Origin of the sequence: Dactylosporangium sp. CA-233914, assembly GCF_050942935.1 — a bacterium.
In the GTDB taxonomy this organism is placed as follows: Bacteria; Actinomycetota; Actinomycetes; order Mycobacteriales; family Micromonosporaceae; genus Dactylosporangium.
On record NZ_CP192030.1, the window covers coordinates 6,494,171 to 6,515,638 of the forward strand.

The 21,468-nt window shown below is 74.5% G+C and carries 21 protein-coding genes; 4 read left to right on the forward strand and 17 right to left on the reverse strand.

Annotated elements, in window-relative coordinates; all coding sequences use genetic code 11:
- The first annotated feature begins 7 nt into the window (after nucleotides 1-7).
- On the forward strand, nucleotides 8-190 hold the full coding sequence (locus tag ACQPY0_RS29035) for a hypothetical protein (protein ID WP_432994786.1): 183 nt from the start codon (nucleotides 8-10) through the stop codon (nucleotides 188-190).
- A gap of 307 nt (nucleotides 191-497) precedes the next feature.
- Here ACQPY0_RS29035 and ACQPY0_RS29040 read toward each other — a convergent pair whose 3' ends face one another.
- The 4 genes from ACQPY0_RS29040 to ACQPY0_RS29055 form a co-directional block, all read right to left on the reverse strand.
- Nucleotides 498-1,985: a DUF7402 domain-containing protein gene (locus ACQPY0_RS29040; protein WP_432994788.1), complete on the reverse strand. Its 1,488-nt coding sequence runs from the start codon at nucleotides 1,983-1,985 to the stop codon at nucleotides 498-500.
- Nucleotides 1,986-2,236: 251 nt separating this feature from the next.
- Entirely contained in the window at nucleotides 2,237-3,187 is a 951-nt protein-coding gene (locus ACQPY0_RS29045; protein ID WP_432994789.1) for an NAD(+)/NADH kinase, read from the reverse strand.
- Nucleotides 3,188-3,280: 93 nt separating this feature from the next.
- Nucleotides 3,281-4,351: a sensor histidine kinase gene (locus tag ACQPY0_RS29050; protein WP_432994791.1), complete on the reverse strand. Its 1,071-nt coding sequence runs from the start codon at nucleotides 4,349-4,351 to the stop codon at nucleotides 3,281-3,283.
- Nucleotides 4,348-4,980 (reverse strand): response regulator, encoded by a 633-nt coding sequence (locus ACQPY0_RS29055; RefSeq protein WP_432994793.1) that lies wholly within the window; start codon nucleotides 4,978-4,980, stop codon nucleotides 4,348-4,350. The genes ACQPY0_RS29050 and ACQPY0_RS29055 overlap by 4 nt, the downstream gene beginning before the upstream one ends.
- Nucleotides 4,981-5,113: 133 nt before the next feature.
- Here ACQPY0_RS29055 and ACQPY0_RS29060 point away from each other — a divergent pair, with 133 nt between their 5' ends.
- The 3 genes from ACQPY0_RS29060 (at nucleotide 5,114) to ACQPY0_RS29070 (ending at nucleotide 7,345) form a co-directional block, all read left to right on the forward strand.
- Nucleotides 5,114-5,446, forward strand: a complete 333-nt coding sequence (locus ACQPY0_RS29060) for a hypothetical protein (RefSeq protein ID WP_432994795.1) — start codon at nucleotides 5,114-5,116, stop codon at nucleotides 5,444-5,446.
- Between the two features lie 60 nt (nucleotides 5,447-5,506).
- Nucleotides 5,507-6,988: an alpha/beta hydrolase gene (locus ACQPY0_RS29065; protein ID WP_432994797.1), complete on the forward strand. Its 1,482-nt coding sequence runs from the start codon at nucleotides 5,507-5,509 to the stop codon at nucleotides 6,986-6,988.
- Between the two features lie 156 nt (nucleotides 6,989-7,144).
- Entirely contained in the window at nucleotides 7,145-7,345 is a 201-nt protein-coding gene (locus ACQPY0_RS29070; RefSeq protein ID WP_432995423.1) for a hypothetical protein, read from the forward strand.
- Here the strand turns inward: ACQPY0_RS29070 and ACQPY0_RS29075 are convergent.
- From ACQPY0_RS29075 to ACQPY0_RS29135, 13 genes are all read right to left on the reverse strand, one after another.
- Complete coding sequence (locus ACQPY0_RS29075) at nucleotides 7,314-7,790, reverse strand: YcxB family protein (protein WP_432995425.1); 477 nt, start codon at nucleotides 7,788-7,790, stop codon at nucleotides 7,314-7,316. The genes ACQPY0_RS29070 and ACQPY0_RS29075 overlap by 32 nt on opposite strands.
- Entirely contained in the window at nucleotides 7,682-9,178 is a 1,497-nt protein-coding gene (locus ACQPY0_RS29080) for an MFS transporter (protein ID WP_432994799.1), read from the reverse strand. Before ACQPY0_RS29080 ends, ACQPY0_RS29075 begins: the two co-directional genes overlap by 109 nt.
- Nucleotides 9,179-9,287: 109 nt before the next feature.
- Nucleotides 9,288-10,610: a 3-carboxy-cis,cis-muconate cycloisomerase gene (pcaB, locus tag ACQPY0_RS29085; protein WP_432994801.1), complete on the reverse strand. Its 1,323-nt coding sequence runs from the start codon at nucleotides 10,608-10,610 to the stop codon at nucleotides 9,288-9,290.
- Entirely contained in the window at nucleotides 10,607-12,529 is a 1,923-nt protein-coding gene (locus ACQPY0_RS29090) for an FAD/NAD(P)-binding protein (protein ID WP_432994803.1), read from the reverse strand. The genes pcaB and ACQPY0_RS29090 overlap by 4 nt, the downstream gene beginning before the upstream one ends.
- Nucleotides 12,526-13,692 (reverse strand): FAD-dependent monooxygenase, encoded by a 1,167-nt coding sequence (locus tag ACQPY0_RS29095; protein WP_432994805.1) that lies wholly within the window; start codon nucleotides 13,690-13,692, stop codon nucleotides 12,526-12,528. Before ACQPY0_RS29095 ends, ACQPY0_RS29090 begins: the two co-directional genes overlap by 4 nt.
- Complete coding sequence (locus tag ACQPY0_RS29100; RefSeq protein ID WP_432994808.1) at nucleotides 13,689-15,251, reverse strand: class I adenylate-forming enzyme family protein; 1,563 nt, start codon at nucleotides 15,249-15,251, stop codon at nucleotides 13,689-13,691. The genes ACQPY0_RS29095 and ACQPY0_RS29100 overlap by 4 nt, the downstream gene beginning before the upstream one ends.
- A 9-nt stretch (nucleotides 15,252-15,260) precedes the next feature.
- Nucleotides 15,261-15,803, reverse strand: coding sequence for an SRPBCC family protein (locus tag ACQPY0_RS29105; protein ID WP_432994810.1), 543 nt, complete (start codon nucleotides 15,801-15,803; stop codon nucleotides 15,261-15,263).
- A 55-nt stretch (nucleotides 15,804-15,858) separates the two neighbouring features.
- Nucleotides 15,859-16,728, reverse strand: a complete 870-nt coding sequence (locus ACQPY0_RS29110) for an NAD(P)H-binding protein (RefSeq protein ID WP_432994812.1) — start codon at nucleotides 16,726-16,728, stop codon at nucleotides 15,859-15,861.
- Nucleotides 16,729-16,739: 11 nt separating this feature from the next.
- Nucleotides 16,740-17,888 carry an acyltransferase family protein gene (locus ACQPY0_RS29115; protein WP_432994814.1) on the reverse strand — a complete coding sequence of 383 codons (1,149 nt, stop codon included), beginning with the start codon at nucleotides 17,886-17,888 and terminating at the stop codon, nucleotides 16,740-16,742.
- Nucleotides 17,885-18,382, reverse strand: coding sequence for an LLM class flavin-dependent oxidoreductase (locus ACQPY0_RS29120; RefSeq protein ID WP_432994816.1), 498 nt, complete (start codon nucleotides 18,380-18,382; stop codon nucleotides 17,885-17,887). Before ACQPY0_RS29120 ends, ACQPY0_RS29115 begins: the two co-directional genes overlap by 4 nt.
- Nucleotides 18,383-18,402: 20 nt before the next feature.
- Nucleotides 18,403-19,452: an LLM class flavin-dependent oxidoreductase gene (locus tag ACQPY0_RS29125; protein ID WP_432994818.1), complete on the reverse strand. Its 1,050-nt coding sequence runs from the start codon at nucleotides 19,450-19,452 to the stop codon at nucleotides 18,403-18,405.
- Between the two features lie 11 nt (nucleotides 19,453-19,463).
- Nucleotides 19,464-20,423 (reverse strand): isopenicillin N synthase family dioxygenase, encoded by a 960-nt coding sequence (locus ACQPY0_RS29130; protein WP_432994820.1) that lies wholly within the window; start codon nucleotides 20,421-20,423, stop codon nucleotides 19,464-19,466.
- A 90-nt stretch (nucleotides 20,424-20,513) separates the two neighbouring features.
- Nucleotides 20,514-21,356: a helix-turn-helix transcriptional regulator gene (locus tag ACQPY0_RS29135; protein WP_432994822.1), complete on the reverse strand. Its 843-nt coding sequence runs from the start codon at nucleotides 21,354-21,356 to the stop codon at nucleotides 20,514-20,516.
- Nucleotides 21,357-21,468 lie beyond the last annotated feature (112 nt).

Genomic DNA, 21,468 nt, shown 5'->3' on the forward strand with positions numbered 1-21,468 from the left:
GGCGGCGGTGGCGGTAGGCCCGGTGATCTGGGCGGTGCCGCCGGGCAGGCCGGCGTTCACGGTCACGTTCTTCCGCAGGATCGTGCCGCAGCGCACGCCGGTCCGGCAGACGGCGGCGCCGATGCTCGCCTACTGCGATCCCCGGACGAAGGCGAGGCTGTCGACCGCCGCGAGGAGGCGGAAGTTCTGAATCCAGGCCACGTCCGAGCCCGGGAACGTGCCCCGCCCCAGGACCCCAACGGCACGTCGTGTGCCTAGACGTCCGGGGCGCCGAGGACCCGGCAGTGCCCGGCGGTGACCATCCCGTCCTGGCCCGCGGCTGCCCGGCGGACCGCGAGGCCCAGCGACCGGCGGCCCCGACTCCTTTACGCGCGGCGGCCGGGGTGGCCATCCGTCGTGTCCGCACCCAAACCTCCTACGTCGACGCCCGGCGATCACCGGGCGTCGACGTAGGAGAAGATCGGGCCGCGGCGCCGGATACACGCGCCGCGGGCGGATCAGCTCGCGTAGGCCTTGACCTCGAGCAGGCCGACGGAGTTGGTGCCGTTGGACTGCAGCACGACCCGCAACCGGCTCGTGCTGACCTGGGTGAAGGTGACGGTAATGTACGCGTTCGCCGTGACCGGGTAGCCGCTGGCGCCCGGCACGTCGGCGTAGGCGCTGCCGGTCCAGTACTGCAGCTTCCAGCTCGACGGCAGGTCGATGCCCTGGTTGTCGTCGAACAGGTACACCTGGGCCCGCTTCAGCGTCTGGTTGCCCGACCACTGCAGCTCGGCCCACTGCTGGCCGCTGTTGGGCCAGGTGCCCCAGCGCGGGTTGACGGTGTCGTTCGACGACGGCGGGTCGATGCCGTCGTTGATGGCGTTCACCGACTCCCACGATGATGTGTACGATGCCGACGCCGTGGCCGACCGGGCCAGATTGGGATCCGGCTGGGTGGTGCCGCCCTTGATGAGGAATAGGTTGTCGGCGACGTTGTAGTACTGCGACAGGTACGAGCCGGCCGCCGGGTTGGTGTTGTAGTAGTCGTCGTGGTTGCAGTCCAGCCGCTCGTCGTGCGAGCGGGCGGTGCACACCGTGCGGACCGTGACGCTGGGGTCGTCCTTGTAACACATGACGTCCCACTCGTCGGTGCAGTGGCCGAAGCCGGATGCGTTGGGCGCGTTGTTGTTCACCGCGCCCAGGGTGTGGCCGAGTTCGTGCGCGGCGACGCCGGCGGTCCAGCAGCCGTTGTCCGCGCGCGCGTACTCCGGGCCGGTGTTGGACCGGTTGGAGTCGCTCTTCTTGGTGTCGCCGGCCAGCCCGCCGATGCCGCAGTACACGTTGGCGTCGACGAACTGCAGGTACTTGCGGTCGGTGCGGGTGTACCCGGCCGCCTTGACGGCGTTGAGCAGCGGCGCCCAGTCGTTGGCGTTGAGGGCGGAGTCGGCGATCTGCACGTCACGCACGACCGGGCGGCAGGCGCCGTTGACGGTCTCGGTGACGTACCGGACGTGCCGCTCGCCGCCGGTCTCCTTGGCGCTCTCGTTGAAGATCGTGTCCACACCCTCGGCGAGGCTGCGGAACGTCTCCAGGTACTGCGAATAGCGGCTGCTCGAGCCGTGGATGTAGAGCACCTCGACGCGGCGGCCGCTGGTGCCGTCGCCCTCGCAGACCGCGAGGGCCTGGGCGGACGACGCGGCGGCGGCCAGGGCGGGCACGCTCTGCTTGACCGACAGGCCGGCGGGGGCCGAGTCGGGGCCGTGCGTGCACATGACGGGGCTGGTGCCCTTGACCTCGAAGAGTCCGGCGCCGCACGGGCCGCCGGACTTGCGCTGCAGGCCCTCGTACGACATTCCCCTGGCGAAGTCGCTGGCGGGTACGGCGGCCAGGTCGGCCTTGCCGCTCGCCTGGTCCCCGGCGAACGCGGTGCCGGCGAAGATGCCGGCCCCGACGAGGCCGAGCGCGGCGAGCGCCGCGAGGGCGACCCGGGTGGATCTGGGCATGAGGATTGACTCCCTTCGACGAAGCGTCGGCGAAATCCTTTTCGGAACCCTGACCGAGCCGATCGTCGGGAGTCAATGCTTGTGACGACTTGTGCCAACATTTAATGGGCAGCAAAGGAAGAGTACGGATCCGAAATGTTTTCGACAGCCGGGCCGTGAAACATACACGCTGGCATCCGGCACCCTGGTGGCCGCGCCGCCGCCGCAAGGCCGGCGAGTCGCACCGGGCTGCGGTTGCGGCTGCCGAACCGTCAGGCCTCGCGGCGGCCGATGGCGTCGTGGGCGCGCTGGCGTAGCTCCGGCGGGATCAGCTCGACCAGCTGGTCGGGGCGCACCGGCAGGTCCAGCAGGCTCAGCTTGATCCGGCTGCGGCTGGCGTGCTCGGTCGCCGACAACCGCACGACCTGGGCGGCGTCGCGGCGCAGCATGGTGGTCAGGCGGTCGCCGGGGGTGAGGGAGGCACTGGCGGTACCGTCGATGTCCAGCGCGATCGGGGCGCTGTCCGCGGCCACCGCCAGGGTCACCTGGTCCCCCGCGCCGAGCACCACCGCCCGGCCGATCCCGGACATCGGCGCCACCGGGGTGATCACCACCGCGTCCGAGGACGGGGAGAGGATCGGGCCGCCGGCCGCGTAGTTGTACGCCGTCGAGCCGGTCGGCGTCGCCACGACCACGGCGTCGGCGCGGTAGTAGCCGTATCGCACGTCGTTGACCCACAGGTCGACGGAGACGGCGCCGGTGCGGGCCGCCCGGGCCAGGACCACGTCGTTGAAGCCGAACCCGGTGGCCAGCTGCGCCCCGTCGGCGTGGGCCTCGATCCCGGCGTGCCGCTCGATGGTGAAGTCCCCGGCGGCCAGGCGCGCCAGGGCCGCCGGCAGCTGCGGCGGCGCCACCTCGGCGAGGAAGCCCAGGTTGCCGTGGTTGACGCCGAGGATCGGCACGGGCCGGTCGGCCATGAGCCGCATCGCGCCCAGCATCGTGCCGTCCCCGCCGAGCGCGATGAGCCCGTCGACCTGCGCCGCGAACACCGCGTCCGGCACGGTGGCGACCGCCTCCGGCAGCCGGGCGCGGTCGCTGTCGCGGGCGAGCACGCGAACCGGACGATCCCGTACAGCGGCAAGGATCGCCTCGACCGAGTCCTGTACCAGCTTGCGGGGATGCAAGACCAGCCCGACCGTGCCCATCTTCGCCTCAGCGCTCATGCGCCCATCATTCCCGCTGCTGCTCCCGCCGCGTGGCAGTACTGTGCCGGCGCGCCGGACGTGCGCCGGGCCGGCTCCGCGGTCCTCGACGGGTCACGCGGTGACGGGAGGCGGCAGGCGCAGGCGTACCTCGGTGCCGCCGCCCGCCGCCGCGGCGATGTCGAGGCGGGCGCCGACCACGCCGGCGCGCTCGCGCATGCCGGTGAGGCCGTGCCCGGCAGTGAAGCCGGGCGCGGGCATGCCCTGACCGTCGTCGGTGACGCTGACCTCCAGCGCGTCGGGGTGCACGGCGGTGCGGATCGTGATGCTGGAGGCGCCGGAGTGGCGCATGGCGTTGGTGAGCGCCTCCTGCACGACGCGGTACAGCGCGATCTCCGTCTCGGCCGGCAGCCGCGGCAGCGGTTCGGCGACGACGGCGATGTCGAGCTGGGTGGCATCGCGGGCGTGCCGGCCGAGATCCTCGATCGCCGCGTTGAGGCCGAGGCTGTCCAGCGCCAGCGGCCGCATCTGGGCGATCAGCCGCCGCAGTGTCTGGATCTGCCGCCCGACCAGCTCCCGGGCCTCGGCGATGCCCTGCTGCTGGGCGGCGGGTCCGTTGCCCGCGGCCGACCCGAGCACGACCATCACGGCCGCGAGCTCCTGCAGCGTGTCGTCGTGCAGCTCGCGGACCCACCGGCGGCGCTCGGCCTCCTGGCCGTCGAGCCGGGCCCGCAGCTCCCGCAAATGCGCCTGGCGGCGCTGCACACCGGCTTCGCGCACGGCCAGACCGGCCGTGGCGAACAGCAGCGCGACCGGAACGAGCAGGAAGAGCACGCGGGGCGCGGCGTGCTCGGTGAGCTGCCACAGCGCGGCGACGACCAGCAGCGCGGACATGCCCGCCCCGATGAGCAGCCGGCCGCGCCACTGCAGGACGCGCGACTCGACGCCGCGGCTGAACGCCATGGCGAGCAGGAATGCCGCGCCGGCGGTGGCCCCGGTGGCCATCTCGGCGACCTGGTGCAGGTCGCCGAGCTCGATGACCGTGCTGGTCGCCAGCGATGCGATCCCGAGCGCGGCGAGGGCTCTGGCGACGAGCGGTGATGCCACCGGCGTGGCGGGCGCCGTCGCCCGGTCCGCCGCCTCGCGCGCCGGTCGGGCCGGCGCCGGCCGCGTGTTCGCGGTCACGGCAGCAGACCGAGGCGGCGGGCGGCGTCCACGAGCCCGGCCCGGCTGTGAATGTCCAGGCGGGTGCGCAGGCTGGCCCGATGCGTCTCCACGGTCCGCAGGCTCACCACGAGCTGCTCGGCGATCTCGGCGTTGGTGTGCCCGCGGGCCACCAGGGCGAGGACCTCGCGCTCGCGCGGGCTGAGCCCGTCGGGGGCCGGTTCGGGCTGGCGCAGCATACGCACGCCGAGCTCCGGATGCAGATAGGTGGAGCCGGACATCACCGTCTCCACCGCCCGCAGCAGCTCGTCGGCGGCCGACTCCTTGATCAGGTAGCCGTGGACGCCGGCCGTGAGGGCCTGGCGGGCGAAGGCCACGTCGTCGTGCATGGTGAGCACGACGACGCGCGGCGGCCCGTTGCCGTCCAGCAGCGCGGGCACGACCGTCAGCGCGTGGTCCGCGCCGAAGCTGAGGTCGAGCACGATCAGATCGGGGCGCAGGGTGTTGGCCAGCGCGCGCAGCTCGCCGAGGCTGGCGGCCTCGCCGACCACGCGGCAGCGCGGATCGGCGGTGAGCAGGGCACGCAGGCCGGCCCGGACCACGGTGTGATCGTCGGCGAGCAGGATGCGCCAAGCGGGCGTCGTCACCATGACGCAAGAGTAGGCCGCAGTGTGGCGGGCTGCGGGTTTGCCGCAGCCGCGGTACGGGTCGTCCCCGATTCAGGCGGCCCGGGCGGACGGTCACGATGGGTGCGGTTGCGCCGGCCGGTTCCAGGAGCGATGCATGAACGTCCCACGACGGGTGGCGTGGTTGTCGATCGCGGCCGGCGTGGGCCTCGCGATCGGCATCCCGCTGCTCGGCTCGACGCCGGAGGGCACCACCACCGCCGAGGGGGACGTGATCCGGGTCGACGTCGCCGCGCACACCCTGCTCCTGCACGACACCGGCGCCACGGACACGCTGCGGGGCCAGGACGCGGCCATCCGCCTGCCGGTCGGCCGGCTCGCCGTCGAGCCGGGGCATCGCCCGCTCTCGTCGCTGCGGCCCGGCGACCACGTCCGGATGGTCATCGGCAGCCGCTCGCACTGGGCCCGCCAGATCACCGCCGACGGCTGAGAGCGGGCATGCCGCCATCACCACCCGCGAGCGGGAGGTCGCCGCGCGACCGCAGGGGTAATGCTCATCCGCAGTAGTGGCACCACCATCCCCGGGGATCGGAAGGTCGGTGTTCGCACGGTGCTGTCGTCGTCCAAACGCTCGCAGCCGCACAGCATCACCCCGCACGACGTGGCCGGCGGACCGGTCCGGGCCCGGATGCCGGCGGTGGGAGTCGCCGTGGCCGCCCTCGTGGCCGTCGCCGCCGGTGCGGGGGCGTTCACCGCCGGCGGCGGGCTGGACCGGATACCGCTGCTCGACCGGCCGGCCGCCGCCGCCACCGAGGCGGCCGGGCTGCTCTGCCTGGCGCTGGTGTGGGTACGACCGCGGGACCGGCGAACCCGGCGGACCGGGCTGCTGCTCGCGGCCGGCGTCGCGGTCGCCGTCGCCGGGCTGGCGGTGCTGCTGCGCTCGGCCGGGACCGTCAACGACGCCTATCCCCCGGCCTTCGCGATCTGGGTCGGTGCCGTGTTGGCCGCGATCGCGGGGTGTCCGCTCGCCCTGATGTGGCCGGGCGAGCGTCCCGCGGCCTGGCGGCGGGCGACGGCCCTGGCGGCGGTACCCCTCACCGCGGCCGGTGCCCTGATGCTCATCGACCAGGAGTACGGCGTCTGGCCCACCGTCGGCGACGTCATCGGCCACGACGGGACGCTGCGTGGAGCCGACGCCCGGCGCGCCCTGGACGGCGGCGCGCCGGGCGGGTCCGCGGCGGACGGGATGCTGATGATGCTCGACGCGCCCGCCACCGTGTCGCACTTCGCACACCGCCCCGGGGCCGTGTACCTGCCCCCGGCGTACTTCGGCCCACAGGGTGAAGGCCTGCCCGTCCTCGTCATGCTCGTCGGCGCGCCCGGCACCCCGATCAACTGGCTCCGGGCCGGCGGCGGCCGGGCCGCCGACGACGCCTACGCCGCAGCGCACCACGGCGTCGCCCCGGTCCTCGTCGTGGCCGACCAGAACGGGTCCGCGACCGGCGACACCGAGTGCGTCGACGGGCCGTACGGCAACGCCGAGACCTACCTCACCGTCGACGTGCCGGCGTTCATCACCGGCACCCTGCACCTGCGCCGCGATCCGGCCCGCTGGGGCATCATCGGGTTCTCCGAGGGCGGCACCTGCGCGCTCGACCTCGTCCTCGGCCACCCGGACGTCTACCGCCACGCCGTCGACCTCGCCGGCGACGCCCGGCCGAATCTGGGCAGCCCGCCGCAGACCCTCGCCGCGCTCTACGGCGGCGACGCGGCGGCCGAGCGGGCCCACGACCCGGAAGTACTCCTCGCCGGCCGCGCCTACCCCGGCGTCACCCTCTGGTTCGGCGCAGGGCATGGCGACCCGCGCTGCGCCGCCGTCTCCCGGCGGCTCGCCGCCCTGGCGACCCACGACGGCATCCCGACCCATCAGTTCGTCGGGGCGGGCGGGCACAACTGGCAGTTCGCGTCGGCGGCCCTGCGCGAGGTCCTGCCCGGGCTGGCCGCGCAGATGGGCCTTCCGGGGCCGGCTTGACGCGCTGGTCGCGCGGGTGCTCACCGGCGGGTATCCCGCCCTGCGCACGGTGTGACGCTGCCGCCGAAGAAGAACTGGAAACCCCGGCGGTGCTTGACTCTGGAAATGAAAACCGATACCAAAAAGGGGAGAAGGCCGCCGCTCGAGGAGGAGCCCATGTCCCTGAACGTCCCGACCGCCCTGCTGGAACGGGCCGAGACCGGCCCGGTCGACGACGCCGAGTTCGTCGCCTGCGTCCGCGACTCGCGGCAGTACCATGAAGGTTCATCCGCGGCTTCGGCAACCTGGGCTACGACGACATCGCCAACATGTGACCGGCCGCTGATCAGGTGCCGAGCAGGTCCCGGCCGGCCATGAAGGCGCGCAGGGCCTCGGTGTCCTCGGCCGTCATGTACTCGCGGGGGATCACGGTGGCGGGCATGCGCCCGACGTACACGATCCAGAAGCCCTCGGCGTCCGCGACCCGGGTGACGCCGTCCCAGGCGATGCCGCCGGACTCGGAGCCGCTGCGCATCATGATGTTATCGTCGTCGATGTCGTAGTCGCCCTCGACGGCGTAGCGGCCGGAGCGGCGGCGGGCGTTGAAGCGCACCCACGGCGCGTAGAGCATGGACAGCACGCCGCCGACGATCATCGCGTAGTACAGCGGCGAGAGCTGCCCGCCCCAGCCGGCCGCCCGGGCCAGGGTCAGCCCTACGACGCCGATTCCGGCGAGCGTGGCGCCGATGCGGCCGTACCGGCGAAGCCGCTCGCCGCTGAGGACTGCGGCGACCCGGCCCGGGTAGGCGGGATCGGCCGGCACGTCGAATCGGATGTGCATCCACGAACGATAGCGCCATCCGCGAACGCGAATATCGCCGCCAGCACCACGAGCGCCAGGCAGATCAGCGTCCCGTGCAGCAGGGCGGTGCGCTGGCCGGCGAGGCCGGGCGGGGCGGTGAGCGCGACGCCGGAGACCGCGGCGACCGACAGGGCCGCGGCGAGGCGCTGGGACAGCTGCAGCACCCCGGCGCTCAGCCCGTGGGCGCCCGGCGGGGCGTGCCCGAGCGTAAGCGCCTGGTTCGGCGCGTTGATCAGGCCGCCGGCCGCCCCGGTGACGAACTGGGCGGCGGCGAGCGCGGCGACGACCGCGCCGACCGGGAGCAGCCACACGGCGGCCGCCTCCGCCGCGATGCCGGCCGCGGCCACGCCCAGGGCGACGCTGACCCCCGGGCGGCCGAACCGGGTGACCATCGCGGTGCTGGCGCTGGAGGCGAGCGCGAACCCGATCGCGCCCGGCAGGGTGAGCGCGGCCGTCGCGAGCGGGGTGTAGCCGAGGCCGTTCTGCAGGAACAGCGTCAGGGCCAGGGTGAGCGCGAGCGTGGCGCCGAAGTAGCACATCGCCACGAGCGTGCCGAGGACGTAGCCGGGGCTGCGGGTCAGCGCCGGCATGAGCACCGCGGTCCGGCCGCGGGCGGTGTAGCGCCGCTCCCACAGTACGAACACCGCGACGAACGCGCCCGCGGCGGCCGCCCACCGCCAGCCGCCGGCGGTGCCGGTGAGGGGCAGGACGACACCGACGAGGGCGGCGCCGAGCAGGAGCAGACCGGCGAGGTCGAGGTCGGGTCGCCGGCCCGGATGCCGCGTGCTGGGCAGCCGGCGGGCCGCGAGCGGCACCATGACGAGCGCGAAGGGCAGGTTGAGCAGCAGTACCAGCCGCCACCCGAGATCCGGGCCGGTCAGCTGCAGCACCAGGCCGCCGACGGGCGGGCCGAGCGCGGCGGCGAGCCCGCCCACGGCCGCGTAGGCGGCGAGCGCCCGCGTCCGGTCGCGCCCGGCGAACGTGTCCTGGAACAGGCCGATGATCTGCGGGTTGACGGTGCCGGCGCCGAGGCCCTGGACCAGCCGCGCCGCCGCGACGACCCAGGCGTTCCCGGCGGTGCCGGCGACGACGGCGCCGAGGGCGAACAGCGCCAGCCCGCCGGCGAACAGCCGGCGCCGGCCGGCGATGTCGCCGACGCGGCCGGCGGGGACGAGGGCGAGGCCGAACGACAGCGAGTACCCGGCGACGATCCACTGCACCGCCGCCGGCCCGGCGTGCAGGGAGTCGCGCAGCGCCGGCACGACGATGTTGAGCACGGACTGGTCGAGCAGGGTGGTGAACCCGGCGCCGAGGCAGACGAGCAGGACGGCGCGGTGGTCGCGGTCCATCGCTACCGGGCCGGCGCGAAGCGGCGCGGTGCCAGGCGGCCGGGCCCGGCGAGGTCGGCGGCCACGACGACGATGTTCATGGCGAAAGGCTATCAACCAGATCGGAAAACTAGGAAGTGTGACGGAGGGCGCGGTCCACGAGATGCCCGGCGGCCCCGAGGTACCCAGCCGGGTCGCACAGCGCCTCCAGCTCCTCCGCCGCCAGATGCTCGCGCAGCAGCGGATGCTCGGCCAGGGGCCGGCCGGTCGCGGTCGCCTCGTCGAGCGCCTCGCGCGCGGCCGCCCGGCCGAGCCGCGGGGTCAGGACCGCCGCCAGCCGCTCCGAGACCACCTGGCCGCCGGTGCGCTCCAGGTTCTGCCGCATCCGCTCCGGCTGCGGCACAAGCCCCTCGGCCAGCTGCGCGGCGGTGTGCGCGGCCCCGCCGGTCAGCCGCAGCGCCTCCCGCAGCAGCAGCCACTCGGCGTGCCAGGCGCCGCCCGAGCGCTCGTCCTCGCTCAGCAGCGACTGCGTCAGCCCGGTTGCCAGCGCCGGCACCTGCAGCGCCGCCGTGCGCACCAGGGTCGCCAGGACCGGGTTGCGCTTGTGCGGCATCGCCGAGGAGGCACCCCCGTCCGGCTCGACGACCTCGCCGACCTCGGTGCGGGCCAGGGTCAGCACGTCGACGGCGAACTTGCCCAGCGCCCCGGTCGTGAACGCGAGCGCCGAGCCCAGGTCCGCGACCGGGGTCCGCAGCGCGTGCCACGGCAGGGCCTGGCGGGCCAGGCCGGTCTCGGCGGCGAACGCCGTGGCCAGGTCGTCGGCGTAGGACGCGCCGCGCTCGGCGTGGGCGAGGTATCCGGCGAGGGTGCCGGCCGCCCCGCCCAGCGAGACCGGCAGGCCGCCGGCGAGCCGGGCCAGGCGCGTGTCGGCGTCGAGCACGAGACTGCGCCACCCGGCCGCCTTCAGCCCGAACGTCGTCGGTACCGCCTGCAGCGCCAATGTTCGCCCGGCGACCGGGGTGTCGCGGTGCGCGGCCGCGTGCCCGGCGAGCCCCGCCGCGGCCCGGTCCAGGTCGGCCCGGATCGCCTCGACGGCCCGCCGGGCGACCAGCATCGCGCCGGTGTCGAGGATGTCCTGGCTGGTGGAGCCGCGATGCACGTACTCCGCCGAGGCCGGGTCCAGCTCGGCGACCCGGGCGGTGAGCGCCGCGACCAGGCCGACGACCGGGTTCGCGGTGCGCCGTGCGGCCAGCGCCAGCGCGCGCACGTCGAACAGGGCCGCCTGCGCGCAGCGGGTGATGACGGCCGCGGCCTGCTCCGGCACGGTGCCCAGCCGCGCCTGCGCCCGGGCGAGGGCCGCCTCCGCGTCGAGCATCGCCTGCAGCCACGCCTCGTCCGAGACGAGGGCCTCGACCGGCGTTCCGGCGCTGACGGGACTCAGCAACCCGCTCATACGACCACCCCCGAGAAGGAAGGCGCGGGACGGGGCCGCGGCGCGGGCCGCAGCGCGCGGACGGCGCCGGCGATCGCGTCGGCGTCGCCGACCGTCACCGAGTCCACGCCGGGCCGGATGCCCGCCGCCGTCACCCAGTGGACGGACTCGGTCGGCACCCCGTAGGCGAAGCGGCGCGGATGCGGCTGCCCGTGCCCGTCGACCACGCGGTAGGGCCGCTCGGTCACCGCGAGCCCGCCGGTCTCGTAGTGCCCGCCGCCGGCGCACGGGATGCGGTACGGCGCGCACTGCTCCGTGTCGAGCATGTGCCGCAGCAGCGGGTCGCCGGTGCGGCGCAGGTCGACGTCGTGCAGCCGGGCCTCGATCAGCGCCGCGGCCCGCACCGGCGGCCCGGGGACCGCGGAGGAGACCGCGACGAACGCCGGATCGGCGGAGTCGATGAGGATCTGCGTGCCCGGGCCGCTCAGCGTCACCACACCGCTGTTGATCAGCGCGATCAGCTCCTCGATCCGCGACGCCGGCGGGCCGATCGACAGGAACGCGTTGAACGGCGTGTACCAGGCGGTGAGCTCGTCGCGGTACGAGGCGCCGTCCAGGCCGCCGTGGTCGACGACGAGCCGGATCTCGTTGCGCAGGTCCCGCAGCACGTCCAGGGCGGCCTTCAGCGGCCCGCCGACGTTGCCCTGCCGGGCCTGCGCGACGTCCTGGGCCAGGTGCTGCAGCACCCACGCCGTGAACTCGGCCCGGCCGGCGAACCGGCGCCGCCCCGCGGGGCGGGCCAGCCGCTCCCAGTCCCACCGGTCGGCGGCGTCGACGCCGAGCTCGTCCAGCGCCCCGCGCGGGTCGGCGAGGTACCGGGCGACGAACGCGTCCGGGTCGGGGATGCCCAGCAGCGTGGTGTAGTACACCGTCTCGACCTCGGCGGCGATGAGCGGCCACAGGTCCCGGCCGAACCGCAGCGACCCGCGGCGCTGCCGCAGCTGTTCGACCGCCGCGGCGGTGAGCACCCGCGGCCGGTGCCGGCCCGAGGCGCCCTTCTGGTTCTCGCCGCGGGCGTGCGCGGGCACCCCGCGCCGGGACGTGGCGAACATCAGCGGCTCGTCGCCGCTGGGCAGGTAGTGCAGCCGGTCGCCGCGGCGCTCGAACCGGCCGCCGCGGCCCGCGGTCAGCAGCGCCAGATAGTCGAAGAAGTTCAGGCCGAGGCCGCGCAGGAGCACCGGCGCGCCGGCCGGCAGCACCGACAGGTCGACGTCGGCCGGGTTGGCCTGCGGCAGGTAGGTGAGCCGGTGGACGCGGGCCAGGCTGGCGGTGCGGGCCTGGGCCGGCGGCAGCTGGGCCGGGACGTGGCCCTGGGCGAGCACCACCGCGTCGAGGCGATGCAGGCGGGTGCCATTGGCCAGGCGTACACCCTGCGGCCCGCCCGGCACGCCGCTGGTGTCGGCGATGGCGACCGCCCGGGACCGGTGCACCCGGATCGTCATGTGCTCCGGTGCCGCCGCGGCGATGCGCTCGAAGCTCGCCGCGAGGTACTGCCCGTACAGCGCCCGGCTCGGGTAGTCGTCGGGGCCGAGCCGCTGCGCCTCGGCGACCGTGTCCGGGTCGGCGGCGGCGAGGGGGCCGAGCAGCGCCAGCCCGTGGGCCCAGTCGTAGAGGCTCGGGCCGGGCTCGACGGGGCCGTCGATGACCACGCTGTCATCGGTGTACACCGTGATCTGCGCCGCCACCGTGTTCGTCAGCAGCAGCCGTGACTGCCCGGTCCGCCACACCGCGCCCGGCCCGGGTTCGCCCGGGTCGACCAGGTGTACGGTGACCGAGGCGTACGAGGGGTCGTGCCGCTCCTGCGCGCAGAGCCGCTCCAGCACGCACAGCCCGCGCGGCCCCGCCCCGACGATGCAGACCTCCAGATGCTCACCGTTCACTGATGAACTCCGATCCGCTCGGCGTGCATCCACGCGACGGCGTCGTGCAGCTCGGTCGCCGACATCGCCGCGAGCGCCGCGTTGCGGGCGGCGGCCGCGGCCCCGGCCGGGTGCCACAGCCGGATGCTCTCGCGGGAGATCCGCTGCACGGCCGCGGTGCGTTCCCGCCGCCGCGCCTGATACCGCACCAGCCCCGCCGGCCCGTCCCCGAGCAGCCCGGCCAGCAGCACCGCGTCCTCGAGGGCCTGGCAGGCGCCCTGGGCCGCGTAGTGCAGCATCGGGTGGGCGGCGTCGCCGAGCAGGGTCACCCGCCCGTCCGTCCACTCCGGCACCGGCTCGCGGTCGACGAGCACCCACGCGCGCCAGTCCTGCCCCAGCTCCAGCAGGTGCCGGGCGCCGCTCAGCGGTGCCAGTTCGGCCCGCACGTGCTCGACGCTCACCGGGCGGCCGGCGAACGGGACCGCGGCGCCGTCGTCGCGGCTGGCGGCGAGGTTGAGGTAGCGGCCGCCGGCGATCGGGTAGTGCACGAAGTGGCACCCCGGTCCGCACCACCAGGTGACCGCCCAGGACCGCAGCGGCGGCGGCACCTGTCGCATGGGGATGATCGCGCGGTACACGGTGATGCCCGAGTTGCGCGGCGCGCCGTCGGCGACGACCTGCGCCCGTACGGCGGAGTGGATGCCGTCCGCCCCGACCAGCAGCGCCCCGCCGACGCGACCGCCGCCGGCGAGCAGGGCGGTGACGCCGGACGCGTCCTGGTGATAGCCGGTGACCGGGCTTCCCGCGCGCAGCGTGATCCCGGGGGTGTCGCGGCAGGCGTCCAGCAGCAGCCGGTACAGCTCGCCGCGATGCACCACGACGTAGGGGTTGCCGAAGCGCTCCCGGTAGGCCTCGCCGAGCGGCATGCTCGTCACGTGCTCGCCGGTGACGCCGTCCATGAACCGCAGCGCCTCGATCGGCGTGGCGATCGCGCGGGTCGCGGCGCCGAGCCCGAGCCGGTCCAGCGCGTGGATGCCGTTCGGGGCCAGCTGGATGCCGGCTCCCAGCTCGGCGAACTCGGCGTTGCGCTCCAGCACCGTGACCCGGTGGCCGTGCGCGGCGGCGCCGAGGGCGAGGGCGAGTCCGCCGATCCCGCCCCCGGCGACGACGATGTCGGTGGTCACGACCCGGCCCCCAGCCGCCGGGCCAGCTCCAGCCGCTTGATCTTCGTGGTGGCGGTCTGCGGCAGGTCCGACAGCCGCCAGTGAACCGGCTCGGCCAGCGGCGGCAGCCCGGCGACCGCGGCCGCCCAGGCGGCGGGGTCCAGCGGCCGGTCCTGCTTCGTGCACACCACCGGCACCGGCCGGTCGCCGTCGCCACCGGGCACGATGATGACCTCGGCGAGCTCGTCGAGGCGGGCGAAGAGCTGGTCCTCGGCGGCGAGGGTGCTGCCGAAGCCGGGGATCTCGTCGACCTCGCGGTCCAGCAGGTGCAGGCAACCCCAGCGGGTGCGGTACCCGAGGTCGCCCATCCGCCACCACGAGCCGGTCCGCTGCCGCTCGTAGCGCTGGTCCTCGCCGAGGTAGGTCAGCACCCGCCCGTCGGTGCGCACCTCGATGAAGCCCGGCGAGGACTCGGTGACCCGGCGCCCGTCCCGGCTGACCACGCGTACGTCGGTCATGCCCGGAAACGGGAACCCGACGCAGCGGCCGTCGGCGTCCAGGGCCCGGCGCCGGGTGAACGCCCGCGCGACGACCGGGCCGACCTCGCTCTGGCCGTAGAGCTGGCCGAAGACGGGGAAGCGGTGGGCCGAGGCGCCGAGCATGCGGTGCACGGTGCGGGGATGGATGGCGTCGAAGGTGCTGCTGAAGTACCGCACGGAGGCCAGCGGCCGGCCCGGGTGCGCGGCCAGTTCCTCCCAGCGCATGAAGGTGTTCGGGTGCGCCTCCAGCACGCCGGGGCGGATCTCGGCGAAGAGCTCGGCGGCCCGGGCCGGGTCGTCGTCGGCGAGGACCACGAGCGGGAACCCGCGCAGCAGCGTGATGGCCAGGGCCGTGAACAGTCGCGAGTGGACGAACGACACGTGGATGGCGACCGGCCGGCGGCGGCGCACGAGCGCGGCGACGGAGGCCTGCGGGCGGTACCGGGCCTGCAGCGTCCGTCCGGTGTGGACGGCCAGCTTCGGGATGCCGGTGGTGCCGGACGTGTGCGTGACGAGCGTCGGATGCTCCGGGCCGGCCGCGACCGGTTCGATCCGCGGCACGTCGCCGAGCGCGGCCAGGGCCGTCGCGCCCGGGAACTCGCCGTCGGCCAGCAGGACCCGCTCGGCGAGGTCGAAGACCTCCGGGGGCAGCTCGTCGCGCAGCTTGCCCGCGTCGGTGAGCAGGTAGGGCCGGTCGACCCGGCGCAGCAGCTCGGCGACGGTGGCACCGTCGAGCTTCGCCGACAGCAGGACCGGCACGGCCCCGATCCGGGCGATCGCGAGGGCGAGCAGCGTGATGTCGAAGCCGTCGCCCTTGTGCACCACGACCCGGTCGCCGGTGCGCACCCCGGCCGCCCACAGCCGCGACGCGGTGTCGGCGACGAGGCCGGCCAGGGCCGCGACGGTGGTGCGCCGGCCCAGCTCGGGGGCGATGGCCAGGTCGTGGTCGAGCACGACGATGTTGTGCGGATGGCGGGCTGCGGCCCGCTGCAGCAGCGTGCCGAGCCGGATGCCGCGGTTGCCGATGCGTTGCAGCAGCATGCCCGCCCCCTACGCGTCCTTCTCGATGACGATCCGCAGCCGCTGCAGGGTGTCGGCGAGGTCGCCGGCGACCTTCTCGCCCCACTCGGCGAAGAACCGTTGCTTCGCCGGGTCGTCGAGGTCCGAGACGATCTTGCGGATGCCCTCGGTCGCCCGGCCCATCCGGAAGTGGTGCACGAGGGTCGTGCCGTCGCCGTCGGGTGAAAGCTCGAAGGCCCAGACGCTGTCCTGGGCGTTGCCGGCGCTGTCGCGCATCGCCCAGCGGAACGCCCGGCCCGGCTCGGCCGCGACGACCTCGGACTCGGTGGTCCAGTCGCCGCGCACCACCGGTGCCCAGGCGACCACGTCCTCGGAGCGGCGGTTCTCGCCCTGGAAGACCGCGCCGACGGTCCCCGGTGCCCCGGCGACCCATCGGCCGCCGAGGCACTCGGTGCTCCATTCGCCGCTGCGCGGCAGATCGCTGACGACGGCGTAGACCTGGTCGGGGCCCGCGGCCACGCGGACCTGCGCGCGGGCGGAGAACAACGGCGATGTCTTGTTGGATTCGGCCATGAAACCATGGTCTCCAGTGGCATCGGCGCTGGTCAAAGCCGTGAAGTCATATCTGTCAGGTTGGATTTGGCCGGCTCGGGCGGAAGTCGTCGGCGTGGTCACGGGCCCACTGCGCGAAGGTGCGCGCCGATCGCCCGGTCAGCCGCCGCACGAGGTCGTTCACCTCGTACGGCACCCCGTCGGTCGCGGCCCAGTAGCCCAGGGTCGCGTCCAGCACCCACTCGGGCACGATCGTGGCGTACACCTGACGCGCCTGCTCCGGCGTGAGCTCCTCGACGCGGACCGGCCGGCCGATCGCCGCGGCGATCAGCTCCGCCTGCCGGCGCTGGGTCACCGACTCGGGCCCGGTGATGAGGTAGCGGCCGCCCTCGTGCCCGGGGCGGGTGAGCGCCACGGCGGCGACGGCGGCGATGTCGCGCTCGTGGATCGCGTCGCTGTGCGACTCGGGGTAGGCGAAGCGCACCACGCCCTCGGCGCGGATCGACTCCGCCCAGCCCCACAGCAGCACGTTGCCGGCGAAGTTGTCCGGCCGCAGGTAGGTGGTGGCCAGGCCCGAGGCGTCCAGGGCCGCCTCGACGACCTTGTGCATGTCCGCGATCGCCTTGCGGGCCGGGATGCGCTCCAGCACCGTGTCCGAGGACAGCAGCACCACGTGCTCGACGCCGGCGTCGCGCGCCGCGGCGACGAAGTTGTCGACGCCGTGCGGTACGGCATAGAGGAACACCTTCCGCACGCCCGCCAGCGCGGCCGGCAGCGTGTCCGGATCGGTGAGGTCGGCGCGGACCTTCTCCACAGTGGACGGCAGGCGCAGCCGGCCGGGGTCGCGGCCGGTCGCCCGGACCGTGGCGCCGGCGGCGAGCAGTTCGTCGACGACGGCGCGGCCGACCTGGCCGCCCCCGCCGAACACGAGGACCGGAGTGGACAACGTGAGCCTCCTCAGTGGACCGGCTGCGGTGCGGGGGCGACCTCGGCGGGCTTGCCGCGCGGGGCGGAGAAGTGGCGGGTCAGCGGGCGCTCGAACCAGGTGTAGAGCGCGGCCGCGGCGAGCGTGGCCACCGCGAGCTCGGCCAGGATCAGGCCGAGCGCCGCCGGGGTGGCGAACGTGCGGCCCAGCACGGTCCGGCCGCCGGTGATGACGATGAAGTGCAGCAGGTAGAACGCGAACGAGATCTCGCCGAGCCAGCGCGCCGGGCGGCTCGCGAACCAGGTCGGGCGGCCGGCGGCGTCCGCTGTCGCGGCCGCGGCGACGAGCAGCGTGATGGGCACGATCGTCACGGCGCGCTGGCCGTACAGGTACGGCACGAATGATGCCAGCGGCACCGCGACGGCCAGCAGCAGCGCCGACCAGCCCAGCCCGATGTTCTTCCACCGGCCCAGCAGCACCGCGCGGGCGACGAGGATGCCCAGCGCGAAGTCGAGCAGGCGCACCGGGGGCAGGAAGTACGCGAACCAGTACTGCGACTCCGACGCCTCCCATCCGCCGGGTACGCCGGGGGTGTCCGGCAGCAGTGCGTAGGCGAGCGCCGGGGTGGCGACGACGCCGGCGACGGTCGCGGCGATCCAGTACTTGAGCCGGTCGGCGCGAATCCGGTTGACCAGCGGCGGCAGCACCGGGAACGCCGCGTAGAAGAACGCCTCCGTGCCCAGCGACCAGCTCGGCGGGTTGACGCTGAGGTTGGTGAAGAAGTCCGGCACCCAGACCTGCAGCATGAACAGGTTCAGGGTCGCCTGGCCGGCCGGGGTGTACGCGGCGGCGAAGACCACCATCGCGAGGACCCAGGCGACCACGTAGTTGGGGTAGATCTTCACCAGCCGCCGGCGCCAGAACGCCGCCGGGGTGTCGCGCTCGCGGGCCGACCAGGTGAGCACGAAGCCGCTGAGCACGAAGAAGAAGGTGACGCCGAGCGCGCCGAGCTGTGACGCGGCGCTCGCGTAGTGCGCGGCGAACGTCTGGTCGGTGAACAGGGTGGTGGAGGGCAGCTGCAGCGAGGCGTGGTAGACGAAGACGAGTAACGCGGCCGGGAACCGCAGGCCGGTCAGGGACGGCAGCCGGGCGGGCCGGTCGCCGGTCGGGGTCGAGGTCATCGGGGTCCGTCCGGAGGGGGTTCGAGGATGAGAGGATGGCCCTGCGGGCCGGGCGGGACGTTGAACAGGCCGGCGATGTCGAAGTACGCGTCGCGGTGGCGGAACGAGCCCACGTCCGGCCGGGCCACGAACGTGGCGCCGGCGATGACGAGGTCGTCGTCGCGCCAGGAGCCCAGCAGCGCGTGGACCGCGGCGACGAACGCCGCGGTGCGGGCCGGGTCGCCGGTCGGCCGCCAGCCGGCCCGGCCGCCGCTGAGGTGGTCGAGGGTGGCGAGCTTGCGGGCGACCTCGTACGGCTCGCTGGTGCCGGTGTCCACCACGGCCACGAGCCGGGTCCCGCGGGTGACGGTGGCGGCCGCGGCGAGCAGCACGAACGGGTCCGGGCCGGCAGGGTCGTCGCCGGCGAGCAGAAAGTCACCGCCGCTCAGGCCGACACCTCCGCAGGCTCCGGCGTCGGCCTGAGCTCCACCCTGTGCTATCTGATGAGCGGCCACTCCGCTTCGCTCCGTACCGCTCATCGAAGACCCAGCCGTTCCCGGAGGGTTCCGCCGGCGGGCTGGCGCAGTGCCCCGCGGCGGGCCAGTTCCGCGGTGAGCAGGGCGGTGATGGCGTCCAGGTCGTGCGGCAGCGCACCGGGGCGCAGCCGGAAGCCGGTGACGCCGGACGCCTGCCACTCGGCCATGAGGTCGGCCAGCTCCGCGGGGGAGCCGGCGAAGACGAGCGTGTCGGTGGCGAAGACCGCCCCGGCCCACTCGTCCAGGCGGTCCTTGCGGGCCTTCGCCGCCGCGGCGTCCTCGTCCAGGAAGACCACCAGGTCGCCGAAGACGTGCAGGGTCTCGTCCGCGCGCCCGGCCGCCGCCTGATACTCGCGGACCTCGGCGACGATCGCGGCGACCCGGGCCGCGTCGAACGCGGTCACCCACACCACGTCGGCGGCGCGGGCCGCGAGCCGGTACGGGACCGTCGCGTGGGCGAGCACCATCACCGGCGGGTGCCCCTGCGGCGGCGGGCCGGCGTCCCAGTGCCGCCGGACGTGCTCCACCACATCGCCGGCCTCGTCGAACAGCGCCGCGAACACCGGCGCGATGTCGGGGCGGCCGATGTCGGCGAGGTCGAAACGGGGCAGGGTCCGGCGGCCGAAGTGCCCGGCCTCGTCGGCGCGGTTCGACGCCTGCGGCCGCCACCCGGCCCGGCCGCCGCTGAGGTGGTCGAGGGTGGCGACCGCCCGGGCGACGCGGGCCGGCTGGGTGTGCGTGACGGTCACGGTCGGCACCAGGCCGATCCGGGTCGTCGCCGGCGTCGCCACCGCCGCGACCTGCGCCGCGTCGAGGCGGCCGCGGACCTGGTCGGTGCGCCCGTCCGGCCCGTCGTACCGCGACGTCTGCAGCCCGAGCGAGTCCTCGATCGTGACGTAGTCCAGGCCCCCGGCCTCGGCCCGGCGGATCAGGTCCACCCAGTAGCCGGGGTGCAGCAGCTCCCGCGGCCGGGCGTCCGGCTCCCGCCATGCGGCCGGGTGCCAGCCGGTGCCGTCGAGCGCGACGGCCAGGTACGGCGGCGTTGGCACAAGAACTCCTCTCAGGAGACGCTGATCGCCTGCAGCTTTTCGAAGAGGTACCGCGACGCCGAGATCTCCGGGTACGCCGCCCGGCCGATCGGCGGCTCGAGCGAGTTGATGCGGGCGTCGCGGTCGCTGACGTAGAAGAAGACCAGCGACACCAGGTCCTCGTCCGGGGCGGAGGCCTGCGGCGGCAGGACCCGGTGCCGGGTCGAGCGCCACCGGTCGCCGGTCCAGCGGGCCATCAGGTCGCCGATGTTGACCGTGAACGCGGCCGGGTCGTACGGCGCGTCCTCCCACTCGCCCTCGGGCGTGAAGACCTGCAGCCCGCCGACGCCGGGCTCGCGGTCGAGCACGGTGACCGTGCCGAAGTCGGTGTGCGGGCCGATGCGGAACTGCCCCTCGCCGGGCGCGCCGACCTCCGCCAGCGGGGGGTAGCGGTTGATGTTGAGCGTGTACTTCGGGAAGCGTGTGTGCCGCGTGAAGTGATCGGCCGGCAGGTCCAGCGCGGCGGCGAAGATGGTCAGCAGCTCGTCGGAGAGGGCGCGGACGCGGTCCATGTACTCCCGCGCGCTCGCCGCCAGTTCCGGCACCTCCGCCGGCCACACGTTCGCCGGGTGCCAGCCGAGGTCCGGGTCCGGGTCGGCGGCCTCGACCGAGGAGCCGACCGAGTACGACTCCTTGAGGTCCGGCGGCGACTCGACACCTTCGAGGTATCCGTTGGCCTCGGCCCCGGGGGCGATCCAGCCGCGCCCGCCGACCGGCACCGAGTAGGGCCGCTTGCTCGCCTCCGGCAGCGCGAAGAACCGGCGGGCCGCGGCCCGGGTGCGCTCGCGCAGCTCCTGCGGGACGCCGTGCCCGGTGATCAGCAGGAACCCGGACACCTGCAAAGCCTGGTCGATCTCGGCGGCGACCGCGGCGCGGTCGGCCGGCGATCCGGTGAACCACGGCCGCAGGTCCACCAGGGGGATGCTGCTCATCGTGCTCCCTTCTTGAATTTTCTGTTACTCCTATCGGGGAACTATGATTAAGACCACAGAGTGGCCCCCGTGCCGCGGTCGTGCGCCGGATCAGCCGGCGAACAGCTCCCGGCCCACCACGCGCAGCAACTGCAACTGCTCGGCGCTCTGGCTGCCCGGCGTGGGCGTGAACAGCAGCAGGTGCTGGTCCTCGGCGGGGGAGAGCAGTTGCTCGCAGTTGAGGTCGATCAGCCCGATCGTGGGGTGCGCGACCCGGATGTTGCCGGTGCGGCGGGCCCCGACCTCGTGGCGCTCCCAGAGCTCGGCGAACTCCTGGCTGGCCGCGCGCAGGCGCCGCACCAGCCCGAGTGCCGCCTGGTCGCCGCTGCGGCGGGCCAGTGCCGCGCGCAGGTCCGCGGTATGCAGGCGGCTGTAGTGCTCCCGGTCCTCCTGCGGGTAGGCGGCCCGCACGACGGGGTCGGTGAACCAGCGCCACACGATGTTGCGCTGCAGCGGCGGCTGGGTCGAGCACACCCCGCCGAACAGGGACTCCGCGAGGGTGTTCTGGGCCAGCAGGTCGCCGATGTCGTTGAGGATCTGGGCCGGCGCGTCGGTGAGCCGGTCGAGCAGGAACAGCAGGCCCGGGCGCACGTGGTCGCCGGCGTGCCGCCCGATCGGCGGCCGGTGCCCGGCCAGCAGGTAGAGGTGGTCGCGCTCGTCGTCGCTCAGGCGCAGCGCCCGGGCCAGCGGGGCCAGCAGCTGCGTCGACGGCTGCGGGCTGCGCGCCTGCTCCAGCCGCATGTAGTAGTCCGCCGACATGCCCGCGAGCTGGGCGACCTCCTCGCGGCGCAGCCCGGGCGTGCGCCGCCGCGCGCCGGGGGAGAGCCCCACGTCCTGCGGCTGCAGGCGCTCCCGGGAACGGCGCAGGAAGTCGGCGAGCTCGCGACGGTTCATGTCAGTCATCATGGCCTCCCCTTCACCCCGATAGCCAAGGATCGTTGGTCCTACTCATCCGGTCGGTTACGAAGAGATGTAACACGCTGCGTACTTGAGTGGCTACGGGGAC